The organism is Lentibacillus sp. L22 (genome assembly GCF_040812445.1).
GTDB lineage: Bacteria > Bacillota > Bacilli > Bacillales > Amphibacillaceae > Lentibacillus_C > Lentibacillus_C daqui.
The window spans coordinates 75,822-100,144 of record NZ_JBFNXI010000008.1 but is presented as its reverse complement, the minus strand read 5'-3'; the positions used below and the strand labels follow the sequence as shown (position 1 = coordinate 100,144).

The 24,323-nt window shown below is 41.0% G+C and carries 21 protein-coding genes; 9 read left to right on the top strand and 12 right to left on the bottom strand.

Translation table 11 applies throughout. The features are described from left to right. The first annotated feature begins 4 nt into the window (after positions 1-4). Entirely contained in the window at positions 5-724 is a 720-nt protein-coding gene (locus ABRT01_RS06140) for a GntR family transcriptional regulator (protein ID WP_367746563.1), read from the top strand. 85 nt (positions 725-809) lie between these two features. Next, on the top strand, positions 810-2,135 hold the full coding sequence (locus ABRT01_RS06135; RefSeq protein WP_269409886.1) for a GntP family permease: 1,326 nt from the start codon (positions 810-812) through the stop codon (positions 2,133-2,135). Positions 2,136-2,416: 281 nt separating this feature from the next. Here the strand turns inward: ABRT01_RS06135 and ABRT01_RS06130 are convergent, their stop codons facing one another. The 6 genes from ABRT01_RS06130 to ABRT01_RS06105 all read right to left on the bottom strand — a co-directional run bounded on the left by ABRT01_RS06130 (position 2,417) and on the right by ABRT01_RS06105 (position 8,641). Further along, on the bottom strand, positions 2,417-2,830 hold the full coding sequence (locus tag ABRT01_RS06130; protein WP_269409885.1) for a Fur family transcriptional regulator: 414 nt from the start codon (positions 2,828-2,830) through the stop codon (positions 2,417-2,419). Continuing rightward, positions 2,820-3,680: a metal ABC transporter permease gene (locus ABRT01_RS06125; RefSeq protein WP_269409884.1), complete on the bottom strand. Its 861-nt coding sequence runs from the start codon at positions 3,678-3,680 to the stop codon at positions 2,820-2,822. Before ABRT01_RS06125 ends, ABRT01_RS06130 begins: the two co-directional genes overlap by 11 nt. 13 nt (positions 3,681-3,693) lie before the next feature. After that, positions 3,694-4,452: a metal ABC transporter ATP-binding protein gene (locus ABRT01_RS06120; RefSeq protein WP_269409883.1), complete on the bottom strand. Its 759-nt coding sequence runs from the start codon at positions 4,450-4,452 to the stop codon at positions 3,694-3,696. Between the two features lie 18 nt (positions 4,453-4,470). After that, positions 4,471-5,409: a metal ABC transporter solute-binding protein, Zn/Mn family gene (locus ABRT01_RS06115; RefSeq protein WP_269409882.1), complete on the bottom strand. Its 939-nt coding sequence runs from the start codon at positions 5,407-5,409 to the stop codon at positions 4,471-4,473. 418 nt (positions 5,410-5,827) lie between these two features. Beyond that, positions 5,828-7,750 (bottom strand): vWA domain-containing protein, encoded by a 1,923-nt coding sequence (locus tag ABRT01_RS06110; RefSeq protein ID WP_269409881.1) that lies wholly within the window; start codon positions 7,748-7,750, stop codon positions 5,828-5,830. Positions 7,751-7,765: 15 nt separating this feature from the next. Continuing rightward, positions 7,766-8,641, bottom strand: a complete 876-nt coding sequence (locus tag ABRT01_RS06105) for an AAA family ATPase (protein WP_269409880.1) — start codon at positions 8,639-8,641, stop codon at positions 7,766-7,768. A gap of 380 nt (positions 8,642-9,021) precedes the next feature. Between ABRT01_RS06105 and ABRT01_RS06100 the strand changes: the two genes are divergently transcribed. Together ABRT01_RS06100 and ABRT01_RS06095 are read left to right on the top strand one after the other, a co-directional pair. Continuing rightward, entirely contained in the window at positions 9,022-9,906 is an 885-nt protein-coding gene (locus ABRT01_RS06100) for a fructose bisphosphate aldolase (RefSeq protein ID WP_269409879.1), read from the top strand. A 330-nt stretch (positions 9,907-10,236) separates the two neighbouring features. After that, entirely contained in the window at positions 10,237-10,467 is a 231-nt protein-coding gene (locus tag ABRT01_RS06095; protein WP_269409878.1) for a hypothetical protein, read from the top strand. Positions 10,468-10,562: 95 nt separating this feature from the next. On the opposite strand, the gene qoxD is transcribed toward ABRT01_RS06095, so the two are convergent. The 6 genes from qoxD to ABRT01_RS06065 form a co-directional block, all read right to left on the bottom strand. After that, entirely contained in the window at positions 10,563-10,847 is a 285-nt protein-coding gene (qoxD, locus tag ABRT01_RS06090) for a cytochrome aa3 quinol oxidase subunit IV (protein WP_269409877.1), read from the bottom strand. Between the two features lie 2 nt (positions 10,848-10,849). Continuing rightward, the gene (gene qoxC / locus ABRT01_RS06085; protein WP_269409876.1) at positions 10,850-11,446 is read right to left on the bottom strand and encodes a cytochrome aa3 quinol oxidase subunit III; all 597 of its coding nucleotides are present in this window, start codon (positions 11,444-11,446) and stop codon (positions 10,850-10,852) included. Beyond that, a complete protein-coding gene (gene qoxB / locus ABRT01_RS06080) occupies positions 11,446-13,392 on the bottom strand; it encodes a cytochrome aa3 quinol oxidase subunit I (protein WP_269409875.1) in 1,947 nt (648 codons plus the stop codon). Before qoxB ends, qoxC begins: the two co-directional genes overlap by 1 nt. A 48-nt stretch (positions 13,393-13,440) precedes the next feature. Next, entirely contained in the window at positions 13,441-14,319 is an 879-nt protein-coding gene (gene qoxA, locus ABRT01_RS06075) for a cytochrome aa3 quinol oxidase subunit II (protein ID WP_269409874.1), read from the bottom strand. A gap of 402 nt (positions 14,320-14,721) precedes the next feature. Next, entirely contained in the window at positions 14,722-15,963 is a 1,242-nt protein-coding gene (locus tag ABRT01_RS06070; RefSeq protein ID WP_367746561.1) for an aminopeptidase, read from the bottom strand. Positions 15,964-16,153: 190 nt separating this feature from the next. Beyond that, positions 16,154-17,041: a TetR/AcrR family transcriptional regulator gene (locus tag ABRT01_RS06065; RefSeq protein ID WP_367746560.1), complete on the bottom strand. Its 888-nt coding sequence runs from the start codon at positions 17,039-17,041 to the stop codon at positions 16,154-16,156. Positions 17,042-17,368: 327 nt separating this feature from the next. Between ABRT01_RS06065 and ABRT01_RS06060 the strand changes: the two genes are divergently transcribed. From ABRT01_RS06060 to ABRT01_RS06040, 5 genes are all read left to right on the top strand, one after another. Further along, positions 17,369-20,623 (top strand): efflux RND transporter permease subunit, encoded by a 3,255-nt coding sequence (locus tag ABRT01_RS06060; protein WP_367746559.1) that lies wholly within the window; start codon positions 17,369-17,371, stop codon positions 20,621-20,623. Positions 20,624-20,987: 364 nt separating this feature from the next. Then, the gene (locus ABRT01_RS06055) at positions 20,988-22,208 is read left to right on the top strand and encodes an MFS transporter (RefSeq protein ID WP_367746558.1); all 1,221 of its coding nucleotides are present in this window, start codon (positions 20,988-20,990) and stop codon (positions 22,206-22,208) included. 19 nt (positions 22,209-22,227) lie between these two features. Next, on the top strand, positions 22,228-22,440 hold the full coding sequence (locus tag ABRT01_RS06050; protein WP_367746557.1) for a hypothetical protein: 213 nt from the start codon (positions 22,228-22,230) through the stop codon (positions 22,438-22,440). Positions 22,441-23,154: 714 nt separating this feature from the next. After that, positions 23,155-23,667 carry a hypothetical protein gene (locus ABRT01_RS06045; protein ID WP_367746556.1) on the top strand — a complete coding sequence of 171 codons (513 nt, stop codon included), beginning with the start codon at positions 23,155-23,157 and terminating at the stop codon, positions 23,665-23,667. A gap of 122 nt (positions 23,668-23,789) precedes the next feature. After that, positions 23,790-24,320, top strand: coding sequence for an EndoU domain-containing protein (locus ABRT01_RS06040; protein ID WP_269409868.1), 531 nt, complete (start codon positions 23,790-23,792; stop codon positions 24,318-24,320). The last annotated feature ends 3 nt before the right edge of the window (positions 24,321-24,323 follow it).

The following is a 24,323-nucleotide window of genomic DNA, read 5'->3' as shown; positions in this document are numbered from 1 at the left end:
GAGGATGACGATGCGTGTAACACGAAAAAAAGGTCCATTATATTCGCAAATCAGAGATATCATACGGGATCGCATTTTACACGGAATTTATGCAATCGGAACGAATATCCCATCTGAACCGCAATTGGAAAAAGAATTTAATGTTAGTAAAATTACTGTCCGAAATGCAATTAAAGAGCTTGTCCAGGAAGGGTACTTGGAAACGAAAAGCGGGAAAGGGACAAAAGTCATTCAAAATACCACCGCTTCCAAGCTCTCGAGAGGTAAACGCTTTACAGAAATTTTAGTAGAGCAAGGACATCAGGTGCAAAAGCATTTATTGGATGTAAAAGCGGTGCAGAACGGGGAGGAAACGGAATTATTTCGCTTATTTGGTGATCAATGCTTGCGTGTGGAGCGGTTATACTATCTTGATGGTGAGCCATATATCCATTATACGCATTATTTATCCAGGATATTGTTGGATGAGGAACTGGCAGCATTTAAGGATCAGTCTTTATACAAACTGATTGAGGATAAAAATATTGAAATGAAAACGTTTCGCGATCAATTTGACGTTACTGATGTTCCGGCATATGTGGCAGAAAAACTGGAGATTGATAAAGAAAAACCTGTATTGAAACGAGAGCGTTATTCATATGATGAACATGATCAGTTAGTGGAGTATAGTGAGGGGTATTACAATACGAAGAGACAGAAGTATCTGATTAATTATGACGCTTAAGGGAGTGTAGGATGCCCCTATTGATGAGACAGGTTTATGACCCCAAAGTGAAAGCGTTGCCTATTACAGGAAGGAGTGGAGTCGTATGGACATTTATTTGTTGGTTGTTACGTTACTTTCGATTGTTATCGTCATTTTAGGTGTTTCATGGTGGCATTGGCATGCATTTATTAGTTTGACGGTGGCAAGTCTATTTTTGGCGATTATGTCCGGATTATCACTGGACAAAATTGCTGATGCCTATGAAACCGGAGTTGGAGATGTATTAAGTCATTTAGTCGGTATTCTGGCGCTGGGAACCATTTTGGGGAAAATGATGGCAGCATCCGGCGCGGGTGTACAGATTTCCGAGTACTTTGTTAAAATATTTGGCGAAAAACGGTTGCCATGGGCTATGTTATTTACTGGTTTTATTGTCGGGATTCCGGTCTTTTTCGAGGTAGGGATTGTTATTTTACTACCGCTTGTTATTGCCATTCGTAATAAAACCAAACAAAATATTCTGTTGATCGGGTTACCGCTTATCGCTGGTTTATCTATTGTGCACGGGATTGTCCCGCCACATCCAGGAGCAATGACGGCAATAAGCATTTTTGACGCAAATCTTGGCAAGGTACTGATTTATTCCCTGATTATTGCTCTTCCAACCGCTATCATTGCCGGCCCAATTTTTGCAAAGTGGGTGCACAAACGGGTTAAGCCAGAAGGAGAACCAAAGCTTGTTAGTTCTACTACAGAAGTAGAAAAACTACCCAGTGTTGGCGTATCATTTTTCATTATCTTGTTGCCAGTGGTGTTAATTCTCTTGTCTGTGTTTGGACCATATATGCCGGTTCCGGAAATGGTAGAGAAGATCTTCCTTTTTATCGGCAGCCCGGTTATTGCATTGCTTATCTCTTGTTTTGCAGCTTTTTATCTGCTAGGTTTCCGTCGTGGAATGGATAAGAAAATGATAAAGCGGCTTGTTGATGAATGTATTTTACCGGTAGGGTCGATTATTTTAATCATTGGTGCCGGTGGTGGCTTTAAACAAATTTTAATCGACAGTGGTGTAGGGGATTCCATTGCGCAAATGGCTGAACAAATGGCACTGTCACCAATTGTTTTGGCATTTGCCGTAGCTGGACTGATTCGTGTCGCTACAGGATCCGCCACGGTTGCGTTAACCACAGCCGCTGGAATTGTCTCACCGGTTGTAGCAAACATGACCGGTGTAAACCTGGAATTATTAGTTATTGCTACCGGAGCGGGATCATTAATGTTATCACATGTAAACGATGCTGGATTCTGGTTGGTAAAGGAATATTTGGGATTAACAGTAAAAGAGACGTTTAAAACTTGGACCGTATTGGAGACCTTGTTAGCATTTATCGCGTTTTTCATTGTTTTGGTGATCCATAGTTTTATATAGTGGTTTGGGGACGTCCATTTAAAAGGACGTCCCCAAACCCGCTGATAGAAACAGCAAACCCGCTGATAGAAACAGCAAACCCGCTGATAGAAACAGCAAACCCGCTGATAGAAACAGCAAACCCGCTGATAGAAACAGCAAACCCGCTGATAGAAACAGCAAACCCGCTGATAGAAACAGCAAACCCGCTGATAAGGATATGAAAAGAGCGGGTGTGTGCGGTTTAAGCGCTTTACATATTCATTCGTTCCATACTTTGCATGACGTTTGACTGCTTCTCTTTATGCGGACTGGCATGATGGGCACAATCCATAGATTTCAAATTTGTGATCTTCAATATTGTAATTTGCTAATGCATCCTCTACTTCTTTCATGGGACAAAAATCAATTTCCTTTGTTTTCCCGCAATATTTGCAAATAAAATGGTGATGATGGTGATCCGCGCAACTGATACGGAACAGTTTTTCGCCATTGAGTTCCGTCGTTTCAAGTATGCCGATCTCATTAAACAGATGCAAGTTTCGATATACCGTATCAAAACTCATATTTGGATAGGTTGGTTCCATATATTGGATCAAATCTTTGGCTGAACGATACCCATCAGCATTTGTAAAAAAAGTCAAGATATCCTTTCGCTTTTTTGTTGTTTTATAACCTTTTTCTTTTAAATTCTGAATTGCTTCATTAACTTTCATTTGAATTCCTTCTCCCTTTAAAAGTAAATGTGAGTCGTTTCAACCCTATCGAAACCAGTAAAATGATGATCGAGATAACCACGATTGTTCCACCGGGCGGGATACTGAAATAATAACCGGAAACCAATCCCAGAATAACAGATAATTCCCCAAATGCAATGGATAAAAACATGGTTTGTTTAAATCCTTTTGCAATTCGCATACTGGCGGCAACCGGTAGCGTCATTAATGCAGAAACGAGCAGTACACCAACAATTCGAATGGAGGCAGCGATTACTAGCGCTGTTAATACGATGAAAAGCAAATGAATCCATTTTGCATGAATGCCGGAAACAGTCGCATGTTCTTCATCGAATGATAAGGTAACTAGTTCTTTATAAAATAAACCAATCATTAACAGAACAAAAATGGAGATCCCCAAGATTGTAAAAAGGTCGTTCTGGCTGACTGCGGAGACGGAGCCAAATAAATAGTTGAACAGCTCGGTATTAAATCCGTTTGCCAGAGAAATAAAAATAACACTTAGCCCAACGCCGCCTGATAAAATAATCGGAATCGCAATCTCTTGATATGCCTTATAGACACCGCGAAGTTTTTCAATAAAGATGGATCCAAGTACCGAAAAGGCCATTCCGCCATATAACGGGGTGATGATTGTCATGGCTAGTTTTTTCTCTAATAATAATCCAAATGCAATTCCGGCAAGTGTCACATGAGACAGGGCATCGGCAATCAACGATAAACGCCTTACTACAATAAATGTACCCAGCAATGGAGCAATCATCCCAATGAGCAGCCCAGTTATAAATGTATTTCTTAAAAAATCAAATTGTAAAATATCCGAGAGCATTGTGTTTCCTCCATTACGCGTGATTGTGGGTGACAATATTTACCGGGTGCCCGTAAAAACGGGATAGATCCCGCTCCGTCAGGGAAGTATATTGATTGGGGCTACCATGAAAATACAATGTTTTATTTAAGCAAACAATGTCTGTAGCATATTCAGTCATCATACCTGTATCGTGTGTTATCAGTAATAAGGTAATATGCTGTTCTTGATGTAGTTGATGAAGTATGTCATAGAAACGTTTCACATTTTCCGCATCAACTCCAACGGTAGGTTCGTCCAGAATCAGCAAATCTGGATTGTTAACAAGGGCTCGGGCAATGAAAACACGTTGTTGTTGACCTCCAGAAAGATTTCCGATGTTTTCATGTGTATAATCATCCATGCCTACCTGATGAATAGCTTCCAAAACCTTATTTTTATGCTGTTTTTTAAAAAACCTGAAATAGCCAATTTTAGCGGTAAGTCCCATCGATACGACTTCATAAACGGTTGCTGGAAAGCCTTTATTAAATGAATTGGCCTTTTGTGAAACAAATCCAATTCGATCCCACTCATGGAATTTTTCAATTGACTGACCGAACAACTCAATGTTACCTGTATCTGGTTTTAGTAGTCCAAGTACTAATTTAATGAAGGTAGTTTTTCCGCCTCCATTTGGTCCAACTAATCCCATAAATGATCCTTGTGGTAATGTAAAATTGATATGGTCTAAGACTTCTCTTTTATCATATTTGTAATGGACATTTTTCATCGTAATAATTGATTGATTCATGGTTTGTTCTCACCTTCTTTACTCGGTAACTTTATCAAGTATATGCAAATTATGTTTCATTAACGATAAATAATCCTCGTGGTTCTCTATATCATTATCGGTCAAGACTTCAAGATTATGAATGTACTCCACATTCGCATGAAGCTGATCCTTCATGATTGTGGCGATTCGGTCTGAACTGTTTTGCTCAAAAAGGATATAGTCCAGATTATTTTCCTTAGCTTGTTTCATAATCGAGGTTAAATCCTTTTGCGATGGTTCATCACTTGTGGTGACACCCCTAATTGCGATTTGTTCGATCCCATATCTATCCTCCCAATATCCGTAGGCGGCGTGGGAAACAAGTATTTTTTTATTTTGTTTCGGCTCTAATGTTTTTTTGAAGTTGTCATCCAGTGCTAACAAATCTTTTTTCAACGCCTCAAAGTTATCTGTATACAATTCTTTTTTATCTGGGTTTAAATCAGTTAATTCTTGCTTGACCAGATCAGCCATATCGATCATACGCATGGGGTCAAGCCAAATATGTGGGTTATGGTCCCCATGATGATGCCCATCATCTGTATGATCCCGTTCTTTGTGCTCTTCATGTTCTGCATCAAAAAGCGCTTCATGTTTTCCAAGCTCAACCAAATGAACATTCTCTGACTGCAGCGCATCGGCAGCTGTTTCGGCAAAAGCCTCCATGTCGGCACCCAAATAAATAAATGCATCACTGGAAGCAATCGACGTCATCTTTTTTGTAGTTGGTTCGTAGCTATGTGCATCGACACCTGGTGGATAAACGGATTCTGCATGAACCGTATCACCGCCAATCCGTTCTACGGCGTACTGGATCGGGTAAATCGATGTATAAATGGTTAAGTCTGCCTTCGTTTCATCCTTGGTAGCGGAATCACAAGCAGCAATGATAAGCGAAAATAGTAAAAATATCATCATTACAATAATTCTTTTCAATATATGAAATCCTCCTTAACGCTAGTACGTAAAATATATTACCGTAATAATTCCGATTTGTAAATAGTAATGATTACGTATTTGTTATAAAGTAATTATTTTTTCATGTGGGGTGGGGGAGTAATTTAGGGAGAGTGCTAAATGAAGTTGTGATACTAGGGAACCTGATGTTGCTTCACTTGCATTAAATTAACAAGAAGAAACCGAAGAATTTGTTATGCAAAAGGTTTGAAATTAGGGAAGGAACGTGTGGAACAAAAGTAGGATACTAATTTTACGTATAACGCTCCGTTCTGTAAATGAGTACAATTAGCTTTATATCATACACAATCTTCTTACGTCCCATTCAACTGATTTTCTGGAAAAGGTGAACGTTTCTATTGAATAGGAGCATAAGCGTTCACCTGTTTTGTATATTTCAAATCGACTTCAACAACAACCGCTTCAACAACGGTGCAAAATGTGCCGGTAGTTCGGCTACACTTGGAATCATTAAGCGTTCCTTTCCATATATATTCTTCATGGTCGCATCTTCATGCTCATCGATCTCGCCATCGGATAGGAACATTCCGATAACCTCAATCCCTTGTTTGCGAGCTTGAGACACCGCGACGTTTGTGTCGACAATCCCATTTTGATCATATCCCATTGCAGCCGGTTCACCATCGGAAAAGACAAGCAGGAATTTATTTTTTTCGCTTCTGGCTATCAATTCCTTAGTAACGAGACGGATACTAAAGCCATCCCGGTTATCTTCTTCCGGTTCCAGTTGCATAATTTTAGCGCCATCATTTTGATAGAATGAATCGCTAAAAGAGTGGATCCGGTGAAAATAGTTTGGCTGATAGTCTTCCTTTGTTTCGTTGGCATCTTCCCAAAAACCGACAATGGCGTGGGGGATTTTTAATTGGTTCAAAACCTCATGAAACAGGATAATCCCGCGTTTGGTTTCATCCATTTTATTGTGCATGGAAGCAGAACAGTCGATTAGGAGAGTGAACACTGCGTCCACCTCGCGTGATTTCTGATTTTTCTTGTAAAATACACGAGGGCTTTCATCAACAACAAGCGCCAATAGTTTTTTTGATAGCCGGCCGATGACTAAATATTGTCGTGGTGCATTCTTTTTATGCTCGATCGTTTTTTCAATCGTTGCCGCAAGCTTTCGTTTAAACGGTTCGATCTCCTGTAGATATTGCCGGTATAACGCTTGATCTGCTTCAGAGGGTGTCTTGGCATGTTTGTCAATAGCAACAGCATTTTTATTGTCTTCACCGTATATACTATCGCTGGATTCTTTTCCAGCCCGTTTCTTCTCCTGTTTCTCCAACGATTCCAGCTTGGAGTAGTCATTCTGATTACTTTTTCCGGATGTACCCTGAACGCTGCCCATCGCTTGGTCCGCGTCCTCGGTTTCGCGAGCAGCTCCGCCACGAATATTTGTTTTCGTACCGACTTCCAGCTCAAATTGGAGAAAGTTTTGCTTCCGGTCACTGTTTTGATTTTCCCGATGCCAAGTGGAAAACGGCTGATCGAAATACTCATTGTTTTTCTCATCCACGTCTTCCATGTCCTGGTTCGCCAACTCATCGGTTCGGGTTAATTCATCAAATAACGTGTTTTCTGATAAGGACTTGATATGAGCAATAGGAAACGTGAAGTAGTCGTTTATCATATCAATGTAATCATTTTCCAATGAAAACACAATTTGTTCTGCAATACGAGCGATATCTGCTGACGTCTTTGCTGCAAAACTTTCATACAGGAGTGGCTTCAGTTTTTCCAATCGCTTAAGCTGTTTGCCGGTTGCATGCGGAAAATCCGGATCGGGCCGGTCAGCTTGTAATAGTAGATAGATCAGGCAAAATAGCTCATCCAATGCATAACTTCTTGTCACATTCATCGCTAATTGAGTGGAAAAAAAGTGTTTTAAATACTTGGTACGGATGGCAAAATCACGTTTCGTTCCCGGCCGCATGTGTTTGACCACTTCCTCCAGTCGGATATCTTCCAGTAATGTAATAAGCTGGACAGCAAATTTCGATAGTCCGGATTCTTCTATTTCTTGCAAATAGGTATTTAGGGTTGGAACATGGGAAGAATGCAGTGTCCCGATCGTTCGTAAAAATACATCCGTCTTGTAGCCAGGTACGCTAATTTCTGGTTTATCCATATCCCACATGCTGCTGCCGGTTACTTGATGATTGATGATGTCAATGAAGGACCCATATGTGTACGCAAAGGTGAAATCAGTATTTCCGGATAATACGGTCGTTAAATCCTGCAGCTGCAGGTATAGATTCGTATTGACGTTTATATCAATCCATCGGTTATCCATCATCTGGCAGGCTCCCTTCTAAAATAGTGTAGCCGCTATATTATTAACAAATTCCCGTTCGCGTTCTTCTTCCAGTTTATCCGTAATTGATCGGACAATCGCCCGTTTGGCCGGAATAACTGTACTCAAATCACAGGCATCCAATAATGCACGGATCGAAGCGGCATCTTCGGCAACTTTTCCCTGATAGACTGCGTTAATGAGATCGGCTGAGAGTTTTACGAATAAATCAATAGTTGTTTCATTTGCCAGTCTTGTGTTCGTTTGAATCAATTGTTTGAGTTGCTCACCTTGCAAATAGGGAATATCAATAATAATGAACCGGTTTTTCAAGGCCTCATTCAAGGGAACCGTACCGACATAGCCTTCATTGATCGCGGCAATCACGTTAAATCCATCTTCGGCATGAATAATTTCATTGGTGAATGGATTAGTCACTGTTCGCCGGTAATCCAGTACACCATTGATTAGTGGCAATGTTTCTGGTTTGGCCATGTTAATTTCATCAATATATAAAAAAGTGCCATGTTGCATCGCCTTTGTCACGGGACCTGGCACAAATTCGATCATTTGCTTTTCATCTTGATAGGCCAACGTTTTAAAGCCCATTAAACTTTCCGCATCAAGATCAACGGAACAATTAATACTGAACATCGGCTGTTGGAACAAGTTTGACAGTGTCTCGGCAAATTTCGTCTTTCCTGCACCAGTTGGACCTTTTAATAAAATATTTTTCCCCATGCTTAAAGCAGAGATAGCGTCAATTAACAAATTGATTTGTGGCGGAACATAGCCACCTTGGCGAATCAGGTCATCAAACGTGTTATCTATTGTTTTTGGCGTTTTCTCAAGCATTTCTTGTATAGAATCTGGCAGGTTATAGTTTACGTTCATTGGAATACTCCTTTCCCAATGAATATTGTAAAGGTTGTAGGGAGGGAAGGCAATGGAAGAGGGCGGATATGCTGGTGCGGTTTTGGAGTTCATTGGAAAATCGATCAAGAGCCACTCGAACACAGCATTGAATTTTACTCGGACACACTAGTTAGCCGGGATATTGAAAAAGAATAAAGTCCGAGCTAAACAAAAGTTCGCTGGAATGGAATACTTGATGGCGTGTCGATGAACCAAGTCCTAAGGTAAAATCACATTCAGACAGCTGCTAACTGTTTCCGCCGTTACTATAATATGTTATAATATAGGTGGTCTTTTGCCTATCTATTTATTTTTCTAAATGGCTGAATGGTACAAATTATCCTGAAGGAGTGGAAATAATGCAACAAGATCAATTAGAAAGAATGAAAAATGGGAAAGGTTTTATTGCAGCGCTGGACCAAAGTGGTGGCAGTACACCAAAAGCACTGGCAGCATATGGTGTAACTGAAGATGCCTTTTCCAATGAGGAAGAAATGTTCAAATTGGTACATGATATGCGGACACGTATTATGACTTCCCCTGCATTTGATAGTAAGTATATTTTAGGTGCTATCCTTTTTGAAAACACGATGGACAGAAAAGTTGAGGGTTTATATACAGCTGATTATTTAGCAGAAAAGAAAGGTATTGTACCATTTTTAAAGGTAGACAAAGGGCTTGCTGAAGAACAGAATGGCGTTCAGTTAATGAAGCCGATTCCCGATTTGGATGAGACATTAAAACATGCAAATGAGCGCCATATTTTTGGTACAAAAATGCGCTCCGTGATCAAAGAAGCCAATCCGGAGGGAATCAAGGCGGTGGTTGATCAGCAATTTGAAATAGGTAAACAAATTATTGCCGCTGGTCTTGTCCCAATTATTGAACCGGAAGTAGATATTCATAGTCCGGAAAAAGAAAAATGTGAAGAACTGTTAAAAGCAGAAATTCAAAATCATCTTGATCAGTTAAATGATGATGAAAAAGTAATGTTGAAATTATCCATCCCAACAAAACCAAATATGTACAAAGAACTTATCGAGCATCCGAATGTAGTACGTGTGGTTGCACTTTCCGGTGGATATTCCCGGGATGAAGCAAATGAGAAATTGAAAGCAAATGATAATATGATTGCAAGTTTCTCCAGAGCCTTAAGTCAAGACTTGAATGTTAATCAAACGGATGAAGAGTTTAATCAAGCATTAAAGGAAGCCGTTCAATCGATTTATGAAGCTTCTATTTAAGTAAATGTTTGGAAATCGCAATGAAAAGATTCCAGAGCAATTTTGCTCTGGAATCTTTTCATTTATTCAATCGCTCAAGCTTTGAATAAAAAAGAAAAAGAGAAGCAGTCACGGCAGATAAGGAAGAAAAACAGTGAGGAATCACCCGAGAACCAGTTTATCACGACTGATAGGAAGAGAATAATAAGAGGAATCGACCGTGATTAGTTTTTGAAATAACTAAACTTACATAATATGGGGGACTTTGCGACGGTTGTTATTTCTCTGGTGAAAATAGTTTGACAAATTTGTGAACAGGGTAAATAATACTTGTAAAGGGGGATGACGGTCATGAAATCTGAATTGAAAATACTGAATGTTGTGAAGTATGTGGGTTGTGCAGTCCTTACACTTGGAATTGCTATTTTCATTTATGCTTTGATGAACCAATATGGCACTATGATGGGCATTGGTATTGGAACAGTGATGGGGGCTATTTTTATCTTTCTGATGGGCGTTTTCTTCGTGGTTACAGAAGAAATGGAGAGAAAAACAGAAAAAGGGATTCGGCTTGATCCATGAATAAAGGAAAAATGAAAAGGAGCGCCTATTGAAAGACGCTCCTTGATGATGTCTGGCTTCAACATCCAGCAGTGTGCTCACCGGGTGCTTTGTTTTTAAGCCATATCCCATATCATAATGAGCAGGGTGCCGAATATACTTGCCAGTGCAATCGCAAATCCGTAAGCTAAATTCGTATAGATGGAATGTTTATCCTTCGTTTCACCAGCGTGCATGAAGATAATCAGCTGAACAAAAGCTTGCACAAATGCGGTAATAAGGAGGATCGTCATCCCCGCCGTAAACGACAAATCAAAGAAATAAACAGCCAGTGCAATCAGGGTAAGCACTAAGGAAAAGATGAAGCCCATTACTTGTTTTTTCGGAAATAACTCACCCATGTTTACATCATTCCTTTCAAGTAGATGAAGCTAAAGATAAAGATCCACACGATATCCAGAAAGTGCCAGTACAGAGAGAAAATGAACGATTTATTTGCGGTTGCGGATGTGATGCCGTTCCTTTTCACCTGTATAATAATAAACAATCCCCAGAATAAACCAAGTGTCACGTGCGCTCCGTGCGTCCCGAGCGTCGTTAATAAGCTGGCAGTAAAGGCGCTGATTTGCAAGCCGGCACCAATATGCACATAATGGATAAATTCATAAATCTCCACACCAAGGAAGGAAAGACCAAGCAGCAATGTGATTGCAAAAAATCCCATCATTGCTTTGGTACGACCAATCCGCATCGCATGAACACCAAGACCAATTGTGAAACTACTGGTTAAAAGGACAAACGTTTCAATGAGTACTGGTCCGATTTCAAAAATTTCTGCGCCGGATGGCCCGCTCCCTGTGCGATTCACGAGGGTAAAGTAGGTGGCAAACAGGGTAGCGAACAACATAATCTCGGCACCAAGGAAAATCCAAAAACCGACAATGTTGATTTGGTTTTGTTCCGATCGATATTCAAGAGGAAGCGTATGATCCATCTTCATTAGCTAACACCTCGCAATTTCTTTTCTGTTTCTTCAATTTCCTTGACAGATATGTGGTGACCGTCGTCTTTTTCAAAGGAACGATAGGCCATAAATCCGAGTATCACCAGTGTGAGAATAATGGCCGGTAGCCACATACTGAAAATCAGTGAGAAGCCCCAGACAAAGAAAACACAACTCAACACGAATGGCCAACCGCTGTTATTTGGCATATGAATGGTTTCTATCTTGTCAGCAAAAATAGGGCGGTCATTTTTCTTATGATCCCAGAATGCTTCAATGGAATCGACTTCTGGTGTGGTTGCAAAGTTGTACTCAGGTACTGGACTGTGTGTTGCCCATTCCAGTGTGCGTGCATCCCATGGATCCGAACTAATATTTCTGGAAGCATAACGCACGCTGTAATAAACATTGTAGACGATTAATGCAAAGCCAATCGCAAGGCCGATCGCACCCACGAACGATAGCAGGTTAAGTGGACCAAATCCAGTAGCTTCCGAGTAGGTGTACATTCTTCGTGCCTGACCGTTCAGTCCGGTAAAGAACATTGGGAAGAATGTCACGTTAAAACCGACGACAATAAACCAGAATGCCCATTTACCAATTCGTTCATTTAACATGAAGCCAAACATTTTCGGCCACCAGTATGTCAAACCGGCAAGCATGGCGAATACTACCCCAGGAATAATGGTGTAATGGAAATGCGCTACTAAGAACATTGTATTATGGTACTGATAGTCGGCACTTGCCATTCCAAGCATAACTCCGGTCACTCCGCCAATGGTAAAAATAGGGATAAAGGCGATCGAATACAGCATTGGTACCGTAAATTTGATTTTTCCTTTCCACATCGTCAACAACCAGTTAAAGATCTTAATCCCGGTCGGTATGGCAATCGCCATGGTCGTAATCGCGAAAATACTATTCGTTAATGGCCCTTGCCCCATCGTAAAGAAGTGATGGGTCCAGACCAGGAAAGATAGGAACGAGATCAGGACGATGGAAGCAACCATCGTTTTATACCCGAATAAGTTACGTCGTGAAAAGGTAGAGATCACTTCACTGTAGACACCGAATGCCGGTAAGATTAAAATGTATACTTCCGGGTGTCCCCAAATCCAGAACAGGTTGGCCCAGAGCATATCCATTCCACCATTTGTAGTGGTAAAGAAGTTTGCCCCGAATAAACGATCCATCGTACCTAACAACAAAGCGATCGTTAAAACTGGAAAGGCAAATACAACAATCGCATTGGTAATAAACGCGGTCCAGGTAAACATCGGCATTTTCATTAATTTCATACCTGGTGCACGCATTTTTAGGATCGTCGTAATAAAGTTAATCCCGGAAATTAATGTCCCGATTCCGGCAATTTGTATCGATAGCATGTAATAATTGGTACCTACCGATTGACTAAAATCATTTCCGGCGAGTGGAAAATAGGATGTCCAGCCGGCATCTGGTGAACCACCAACAACAAACGAAATGTTAAATAACATTGCACCCATAAAGTATAGCCAGAAGCTGAGTGCATTCAATCGTGGAAACGCAACATCCCTGGCACCGATTTGTAATGGCACAACAAAGTTCATTAATGCATAGATAAACGGCATCGCCATAAAGATGATCATGACAACTCCATGGGTGGTAAATACCTCGTTGTAATGCTGGGCATCCAAAAATGTATTATCTGGTATCGATGTTTGTGCTCGCATCATGATAGCGTCTACTCCACCCCGGAACAGCATGAGTAAAGCAGAGATTAAATACATAATGCCGATTCGCTTATGATCCACCGTTGTTAACCATTCGCGCCATAAATAGCCCCATTTTTTAAAGTAGGTTAACCCGGCAATAATCGCAATCACTGTCAAACCGATAGCAACCATCGATGCATAAATGAGTGGATCTCCATGGGGAATGGCAAACCGATCAAAGTAATTCATTACGTTTTCTCCTTTCAAAAGTAATTAAAACATGTTGACGCTATGGTATTAATGATGATGTTGTTCTGAATCATCTGTTGATCCATGCTGATGCCCGTCATGATGGCCTTCTGGAGGTGGCATGAATGACAAGTGTGTGCCACTAAACGTCATTTGTCCAAGATGACCGGGCTCCAATAGTTCGTCAAATTCTTCTTTGGTCAGTGGTTTAGCTGTTTTTTGAACATCGTCCACCCATTCAGCAAATTCTTTAGCAGGCATTGCTTTGACCTGGAACGTATTTTCGGCAAAACCTTCTCCGCTAAAGTTGGCATTTCGTCCCATATATTCGCCAGGTTCATCCGCTGCTAAGTGTAATGTTGTTACCATGTCAGACATGGCATATTTCTGCCCGCCCAGTTGCGGAATCCAAAAGCTGGTGATTGGTCCATATGAATATAGTTTAAATTCGATAGGACGATCGGTTGGAATGTATAAATAGTTAACCGTCTCAATATCTTCTTCCGGATAGCTGAAATGCCATTTCCAGTTTGAACTGGAAGCGTAAATGGTCATTGGTTCCTGTTCTTCATACCCCGTTGGTGTCGCTTCAACCTGATACGTCGATTTGACGGTAACAACGGAAAGAATCACAATAATGATGACTGGGATCGCAACGATAATCGTTTCCAGCCATTTGCTGCCTTCAATATGTGGTGGCTCGTAATCATCCGGTTGCTTGGAAGCGCGGTACTTAAAAAGGACAAAAATTAACAGAGCAAATACTGCAATGACGATAATGGCCATCGTGGCGATTGATATCCAAATTACATTGGATGTTGTTTCCGCTTGTGGGCCTTTTGGGTCTAATACCTTTAATGGCTCACATCCAGTAAGCAACAGCAGTGTAACAATAAATGAACCAACAAAAGCCGATTTTATTTTCAATGAAAGTACCCCTTTCTATATTAATTTCAACTTCAACTTAAGTGATCTACGTCACAATCCATCTACATATATTAATGCCATAAAAGGGGTTAAAGGACAATGGATTGTGATTTTTGTCACAAAGTGTTCAGAATGTGTGTCACAAAGTTTTCATGAATGCTGGTTTGACGGTAACAGGGGCAACGGTTTCGGGAAGTTGAAGGGGGAAGGTGGCTTTGAACTAAGGTTTGATGCTTTGTGAAAAATGAAGAGACAGACATACTTTGGAAGAATTAGCCTATAGTCAACGAGAGATAGAGCATAGCAACTGTTTATTATTAAAAAAACCTCCCATCTAGACACAGATGAGAGGATTTCCACCTTCATATTTGACCTTTATAGTAATACGACGTTGTCAAAAAACTATATTGCCCAATCTCCATTCCTGAATACCGGAACAACCGTGCCATCTTGTTTGATGCCGTCGATATCCATTTTATCGGAGCCAATCATGAAATCCACATGGGTGGTGGAAACATTTATGCCATGTTCTTGTAATTCTTCTTCGCTCATTTTTGTCCCGCCTTGAATACATGTTGGATAAGCTGCACCGATGGCTAAGTGATTGGATGCGTTCTCGTCAAACAGTGTCTCAAAGAAGGTAATGCCCGATTGTGAAATAGGAGACGGATCTGGCACAAGCGCAACTTCTCCCAAGCCTGTTGCTCCCTCATTATCCTCAACCAATTTCTTAATCGTTTTATCTCCTTTTTCAGCGGAAATATCAACAATTTTGCCATCTTTGAATTGGACTTTGATGCCTTCAATTAGTGTACCGGCATAACTTAATGGTTTGGTACTGACAACGACACCATCCATCCGATTTGTATCGGGTGCAGTGAACACTTCCTCTGTCGGCATGTTGGCAATAAATTCTTCGTTCTTCGGATTAAAGCTTTCCGCACTTTGCCAAATATGGTTCTTCGGTAAGCCAAGCGTTAAATCGGTGCCCGGGGCGGTGTAATGTAAAGCATCAAATTGTATGTCATTTAATTTCGTTGCTTTTTCCTTGAGTGTTTCTTTATGTTCATCCCAAACAGCAACCGGGTCATCATGATAGATGCGGCATGTTTTGAAAATCTCATCCCATAAAGCATCAACTTGTTCCTCGGAAGTTTTTAAATCAGGAAAGACAGTTTTGGCCCAGTCTGCACCAGCGGCAGCAGCAACGGTCCATTTTAAATCATCATTTTGCGTAGCTACGCGTTGGGCTTTGAATGCTTTCCCAGCCACTTTTTGATACGCGGCGACTTTGTCGGGATCCACCTCATTTAATAAGTTTGGATCATTAGATAAAATGGACAGCCGGCAAACGTGATGGTTTAGTACATGGTCTTCTGATTCATCAATCTGGTATTGAGGTATATCGGTCAACAATTCCTCGGACTGGTTTATGTAATGCTGTTTGGTGATATCATCGTCCGACCATTTTACGATTACTTTTTCCGCACCAAGCGAATAGGCTTCTTTGGTAATTAAACGGGCTAAAGGAGCTTGATCAACGGCAATGGTCATTTTTACCCAATCACCGGGTTTCACATTGATCCCCTTTGCGACTAATAGCCTGGCGTATTTTTGCAGGTTTTCTTGAAAGTTGGGTAGCATGGTTTTTTTCCTCCCATATATTATTGGTGTCGATATTAGTATAGTGAAAAAGGAGGGTGTAATGCAAATAGTGTGTGATTTGGATTTGAAGCACACTAGTCGCTGGACGCTGGGGCCGGACGGAGGGCTAACTTTAATTCGATGAAATGGAAAAAATGGTTGGACAAGAAGCCTGTCCCCTTGTCCCGGCTTATAAGAGTTGCAGCTTCAACAATTTGGCTATTTTCTCCCGGTAAGCATCAAACGCTTTAATCTCCTTCAAGTTGGCGAGCATGCCTTGAAATGCATATTTGTCCGGTTCTGGTTTTTTTAGTTCACTTTGGAGGAAATCTATTACATGAACCATCCCATGCTTTTGCTCTTCAGAAAGCGGCATATCCTTTAATCTTGTCGCCATATCTTTTAACAGGGCATCCACTTGGCTTTTTGGATTGATGGATGAAAATGTCTGCTCCGACAGCAAATGGTCCAAATTGCTTGTATGGATAATTGGTTCTTCGTTGTTTTCAAATGCTTGCACGATGTCGTCCATCCGGTTCAGCAAAAACTCCGCAACGCGATTGGCATTCAAGTCCAGATTGTGAAATAACATCGTTGCCAAATAGGCATTTCGCATGCCCTCTGTCAGCAAAATGATGTCAGCGATGTAGGGTATGATTTTTTCCCCGTAGGTTTCCCTTAAGCGACGATAGTACCAGGTCAGTATGTCTTTTCTCGCTTGCTCCATCACATCGCGCAGTTCTCTGTTGATAGAAAAATTTTGTTCTCGCAAATAGACGATGAAAAAGGCACGCTGTTTATTCAGCTGTTCAAATGGTACACACAGCTGCTGTTTCATTTTTTCGCGTGGCGGCAGGTTGGCTTGATCAATCGCTTTGAGTGAATCATCCATCTGTTCAAAATAATATTGGAAAATCGCAACATGCAATGCTTCCTTTGATGAAAAATAATGATAGAATGCTCCTTTGGATATACCGCAATCATCGACAATTCCTTGAACGGAGGTGTTAAAAAATCCGTTTTCCGCGGACAATCTGATGGCCGATTCTATGATTTCCTGTCGCTTATCTTCTTTCATTTATCTTCACCCGTTTCGTTAATTCAAGCAATTCATCCTGCAGAATTCTTTGTTTCCCTCATTATGACCAATCAGTCAAATAGTGTCAATAAAATGATGAAAATATTGCATATAATACTTGATTCGGACTAAGTGGTCGGGTAAGATGGAAGATGTGATTTTAAAAGCATACAGCTATTTGGGTTCAAATTGTTTAGTGAATTTTCCGGAAAGATAGATAGCCCGGTTTACTTTGACTGACCGGTCAGTGCTTTTAGAAAATAAGTGAATGCATAGCGAAAACAAGGCTTATGCAGATAGAAACGTAACATATGGGGAGTGTAGAATTTGAAGCGTATCATTAACTTTGCCCTGAACAACAAGTTTGCTATATGGATTCTCACAATTTTAGTCGTTGTGACAGGGTTTTACTCCGGCATGAATATGAAGCAGGAAACGATGCCGGATATTACGTTGCCAAACATATCGGTTATGACGACTTATCCGGGTGCAGCACCTGATGAAGTGGCTGAAAAAGTATCCGAGCCGATCGAGCAGGTTGTGCAAAATTTGGAGGGCGTAGAAACGGTTAGCTCATCGTCCATGGAGAATGCGTCTTCCGTTCAGTTGGAATTTGATTTCGATACCGACATGGATGAGGCACTTAACGATGTCAGCGAGGCGGTAACGAAAGCTGATTTGCCTGATGGCGCAGAGGATCCGGATGTTTCACGAATCAGTATTAATGCTTTTCCGGTTATCGCATTAAGCATCAGTAACCCCGATCAGTCACAGGAGCAATTGACCAAAACAGTGGAAAAAGATGTCGTGTCTGGATTGCAGGGTATCGATGGGGTGTCCGATGTACAGGTGACCGGACAGCAATTGCAAAAAGTGACCATCGACTTTGACGACGATAAATTGAAAAAATACGGACTCGATGAAGATACCGTAGAACAATTAATCCAAGGATCGGATATCACTTATCCGCTGGGACTGACAAATTTTGATGATGAGGTGAAAAACCTTGTCATTGATGGTGATGTTGTTAGTGTTAAAGATTTAAAGAAATTGAAGATCCCATATACCCCTCCACAAGCGGGACAAGGGCAGGGGCAAATGCAACAAGGTGTAGCTGATCAAGAGCAAACGGACCAAATGCAGGGACAGATGCCAGATAGTGATGCAATGCAACAAGGCGATACTCCGGATGCAGCACAGCAAGGTCAAGCGCCTGGAGAAGATGCGGCACAGCAAGGTCAGATGCCAAATACGGATCAAGCCGGTCAAGCGGACGTGGAACCGGAAATTCCGACAGTTACATTGGATAAACTGGCTGACATCAAAATTATAAACGAATCAGAATCGATTTCCAGAACAAATGGCGAAGATTCAATCGGTGTCCAAGTTGTCAAGGGAGCCGATGCGAATACAGTCGATGTCGTGAATGCAGTAAAGGACAAGATGGACAAATTTGAAGACGACTTGGGAATCACCTCTGTATCCACTTTTGACCAGGGTGAGCCAATTGAAGAGTCGGTCAGCACGATGATGAATAAGGCATTGTTCGGTATCCTTTTTGCTGTTGTCATCATTTTGCTGTTCTTAAGAAGTTTTAAAACGACGCTGATTTCAATCGTGTCGATTCCGTTATCACTATTGATTGCAATTTTCGTGCTTCATTATATGGACATCACCCTAAATATCATGACGCTCGGCGCGTTGACCGTCGCAATTGGGCGTGTCATCGATGATTCGATCGTTGTCATGGAAAATATCTATAGGCGCATGTCCTTACCGGATGAGAAACTGCATGGCAAAGAATTAGTCAGGGAAGCAACGCGGCAAATGTTCATCCCAATTCTTTCTTCGACCATTGTAACGATTGCTGTGTTCTTGCCGATGGGCTTGGTGCACGGGCAAGTGGGCGAATTGTTCATGCCGTTTGCGCTCGCTGTTGTATTTGCACTGGCTGCTTCATTGCTTGTGGCAATTACGGTCGTTCCCATGCTGGCCCATTCATTGTTTAAAAAACAATTAACCAATGGTACAGTAAGACAACAAAAAGAAAAGAAACCGAGCAAACTGGCTCATTTCTACAAGCGTATTTTAGAATCGGCGTTAAACCATAAAGTGATCACATTTGGCGGTGCGGTTGTCGTACTTGTGTTGAGTTTGTTCTTGCTGCCTCTAATTGGCGTCAATTTTTTGGCTGATGAAGAAGAAAAAATGGTTATGGCAACCTATACACCAGAACCCGGTGAAACGCATGAAGAGGCTAAAGATATTGCCGCTGATGCAGAAGATTTAATTAGCAAACGCGATGGTATTACCAAGTATCAATATTCACTGGGCGGGGATAGTCCGTTGTCGATGATGGGTATGGGTGGCGGAGATAATGCCGCACTATTTTTCATCGAGTATGACAAGGATTATGAAAATTTTGGTGAGGAAAGCAGCAAGATCATCAAGGATTTGAACAAACAAACGGATGTCGGTGAATGGAAGAGCATGGACTTTTCCGACATGGGCAGTGGAATGGAACTGTATGTCTACGGTGACAACCTTGAGGACATTCAAACAGGTGCCGATGAGGTGGAGTCCATCATGAAAGATAACAAGGATTTAGAAAAAGTGGATTCCAGTATTTCCGAGGCTTATGATCAATATACGCTTGTCGCCAATCAGGATAAATTGAGCAAATATGGGTTGACTGCAGCGCAAATCGGTATGAGTCTAAGCGATACAAGCGAAAATTCACCGATTACCACCGTGAAACATGATGGGGAAGATGTAGATGTCTATGTTGAAGTGGAGAAAAAAGATTACAAGAATATCAAGGATTTAACTGACGTTGATATCCAGACACCACTGGGAACCACCATTAAAGTTGGCGATGTAATGGATGTCAAGGAAGGAAAATCTCCGGACACCATCCAGCGTCGGGATAACAAAATGGTTGCCTCCGTTTCGGCGGACATTACAACCGATGATGCAGGAACAGTATCCAATCAAGTACAGGAGAAAATTGACAAACTTGATCTGCCAAGCGGTGTTACCGTAGATTTCGGCGGCGTAACAGAACAAATCAATGAATCCTTCTCGCAACTGGGGTTAGCGATGCTTGCGGCAATTGCGATTGTATACTTTGTGCTTGTGGTAACTTTCCATGGCGCACTGGCACCATTTGCTATTCTGTTCTCACTGCCATTTACGGTTATCGGTAGTCTGGTCGCCTTGTGGGTCGCGGATGAGCCATTGAGCGTATCAGCGATGATTGGTGCACTGATGTTGATCGGTATTGTCGTAACGAATGCAATTGTGTTGGTTGACCGTGTCATCCATCAAGAAAAAGAAGGACTCACTACACGGGAAGCATTGCTGGAAGCGGGCTCCACAAGGCTGCGTCCAATCTTGATGACAGCACTGGCAACGATCGGTGCATTGATTCCGTTGGCTATTGGCGTAGAAGGTGGCGGTCTGATTTCCAAAGGGCTGGGCATCACCGTTATTGGCGGTTTAATAAGTTCAACGCTACTAACACTTGTCATTGTACCAATTGTATATGAAATACTTGCCAAGTTTATGAAAAAGGAAAAGTAAAGAGGAAGGCAGCTGGTTATGTGACCGGCTGCCTTTTGCAATGGTGGCCGAGTTTGCAACTGTTGTTACCGAATATAGTGCGTGATATGCAATTTGCGAACTAGTGCCGAAGTGTTTTGAAATGATCGTGGGATCTTGTAATTTTCCATTTAAAATGCTATTATAATAAAAAGTTTATACCTTTTAATATGATCCAGAGAGGTCAAAAAGGGTAGTGCGTACGTATTGTGTTGTGGATTAACACTTCATGCCCTTTTGTCCTTAATTGGACAAAAGGGCATTTATTTTGGCCCGATATTAAAATGGAATACTTTAAATCTCTTTTAAACATAGTCCTGAGAGACTTGAAAGGAGCAATAAATTCATGAAATATCGTAATAAAACAGTAGTAGCTTCTGTAACTGGATTGACACTTGAGGGTATGGACATCATGTTTATTTCATTTGCCATGTCCTTGATTGTCGCAGATTTTCATATTGATTTGGCGACAGGAGGATTTATTTCATCCATTACCAATATTGGGATGCTTGCTGGTGGAATGATTTTTGGAGTTTTAGCGGATCGATTTGGCAGGGTGAAGGTTTTTACGTATACGATATTCCTGTTCGCCATTGGCACCGCATTAACAGGTCTGGCCACAAATATAGAGCAAGTTTATCTATTTCGCTTTATCGCAGGTGTAGGTGCAGGAGGAGAGTATGGCATCGGGATGGCGCTCGTGGCGGAAGCATGGCCGAAAAATAAGCAAGGGCGCGCATCTTCTTATGTCAGTGTCGGAGCCCAGTTTGGCGTGATTATTGCTGCAGTATTGAGTGCTGTCCTTTTACCGCTGTTTGGATGGAGAGGGTTATTCTTTGTTGGTGTAATCCCAGTTATATTTGCCTTTTTTGTTAGAAGAAATTTAAAAGAATCACCAGAGTGGTTGGCGGCACGTAAGCAAAAGCCTTCTATTCAAAACCGGGGGAAATTGTTGCAGTTAGTGAATAGACCCCGAACTGCTTTTACAACGATTGGCTTGGTCATTATGGCAACCGTGCAAATTGCCGGTTACAATGGTTTGATGATTTGGCTGCCATCGATGCTGCAACAGTCACAGGGGTTGTCTGTGTCCAGTTCCGCACTTTGGACGATAAGTACAGCCGTGGGGATGATTGCCGGAATGCTGACTTTCGGTAAATTTATTGATAAGTTTGGGCTAAAGGTATCCTATGGAATCTTTTTGATCGCTTCGGCGGCTGCAGTATTCTTGTATGCTTATGCAACAGGCAGTACGGCAGTGCTCATTGGCGGGGCAATTGTCGGCTTTTTTTCCAACGGTATGTTTGCTGGATACGGCGCTTTAATCAGCCGTTACTATCCTGTTGAAATTCGCAGTACTGCCACAAACACTATTTTCAACTTCGGCAGAGCTGCAGGAGGCTTGTCACCGATACTTGTCGGTTTTATACTCCAGCATGCCAATATGATGGTGGCCATGAGCTATTTGGCAGGTTTGTATGGAATATCGTTCCTTGTCATGTTAAGCCTTGGTGGCATCAAGAAGAAAGAAGCACCAGGTATACAGCAAAAACGACTGGCTTCCTAGTTACATCAGGCCTAAACTTTTGAATAAGAAAATTGAATATGAATTAGAAAAATACTTCAAACAGAATGCGCTGAGCAAAGGTGTAATGTTTGAAGTGTTTTTATGTACATTAAATAATGCACCACTAAGAGAAAAAACGGTACAGATCGCTGTGGAACGCCTTCATGAAGAACAGATAAAAATGCAGCGTGTCATTCGATCAGCTGACGAAAGAGTTGAAACAAATTCGTGAAGATTACCGGAAAATCGATTATTTGATTGCAAAGGCGAATGCTGATCAATCCATCCAGTGGGAAGACGGCTGTTTATCTATTGCTGGATGAAAAAACCCCTACTAAAGGAAGTTCACTTTATTTCATTGCAAGGTTATTTTTAATGTTTCAAACTTGACCAAAACCTTTATATGAAAAGACATAATGAGGCATATTAAGAATAACGCTGGTTATATGTAAATACAACAAGCAAAGAGTTGATGCGAAGTGTTTCTTTTCCTCCTTAATTTGATGATCATTTTTTTAATCGCTTTTTCCATTGCAAAGAAGAGGCTAAACCTGCCGAGCAACTTATTTATTTTTATGATAATGGAACTTTTGATCACAAGTTATTTCGCCGTTTTGCATATAAATTTGGAAGTATGGGAAATAACCAACGACTTGAAACTGTTTATAATTTTCCGCCTCTATGAAATGATTTTTATTCCATTGTTATATGTTACATATTTCAATTTATTGGCCGCCATCAAGTTGCATTTGAATAAGGGTATGTTCACAATCATTTATATAGCCGTTTTATATGGCGTTGAAATCCTGCTGGTTGAAGGGAAGGTGATACGCTATAATGAGTGGCATTTTTGGCAATCACTTCTTTCAATTTCTCTTGTCCTGTTCATTTCGTATCTATCGTACTTAAGTTTTAACCATGTTTTACGTAAGGAGGGGATGGGAAAATGATGCCCTTACAACTACCCCAAGCATTTGACGAGAATGAGTGGTTTGTTATCATTGCCATAATCATTGCTTATTCTGTTATATTTTGGCTTCCCAAAAGGTTTCCTTTAAGCCTAACCATTCTTCTTTTACTTTTTGGCTCCACAGTTGCCAGAATTTATGACCACTTATTATCATCACCTGATTTGCATTTATACCACATCATGGATACATCACATTATGAACTGTTTGACGTGATTGCCTACCTATTATATGGACCGTTTTCCTATATTTATATCTATCTTTATGAAAGGTTAAATATACAAGGTTTTTGGATATTGGTTTATATTGTCACATTTTCACTTTTTGGAACGATGTTTGAAGGATTAACGGTGTTGTTTGATGTTTTTAACTACCACGGATGGGAATTGACCTATTCGTTCACTGTTTATTTAATGGTGCAATCAACGTTTATTTTGATTTTTTACCGTCCGATTAAACGTTTTTATCGTTTACAAAGTACTACCAAGTAACGTTAAGTTGACCATGAAGACAACTTAAACAGGAAAAAGTAGATACTCCCAATAGACGAACGGCGGCCAGCATGGTACGATATGGTCTTGAAAATGACTATATATAAGTAGGACGTGAGAAAATGCTTAACCGCTTAAAAACCATCGTCATTCTTGTTATAAGCCTTTGCTTTTTGACTGCTTGTGGAATACAGGAGATATGGGGTGACAATAGTTCTGCAGATCATACGAATGTTACCATCACATCTATTTCTGATTTACAGGATACCGATAATTTCCGAAATGGCGCATTGGAACATATATTTGAAGGTGAGCTTAATAGTAGAGGCAATGCGGTTGGATTTCATTATGATGGCTTACCAACGAAAAAGGGTGAAGTCATTCCAGGTACGGAAACGAAACCAAATGAAGATGGCGTCTATGAAGCAAAGATTAAGGTGAACGGAACCACCAAAAAATCCAATGGCGGGAAGTCTACTTTATTTCCTAAAGATTGGAATTCCCAACAGGTAGTGGATGCAATTAATGAAGCGTACGATGCGAAAACGTTTATATCCGGAAATACATATGAAGGATTAACAGCAGATGGCATGGTGATTCGCATGTATCTGGATCAAAATGAAAAAATTATCTCCGCGTTTCCGGTATATTAAGGA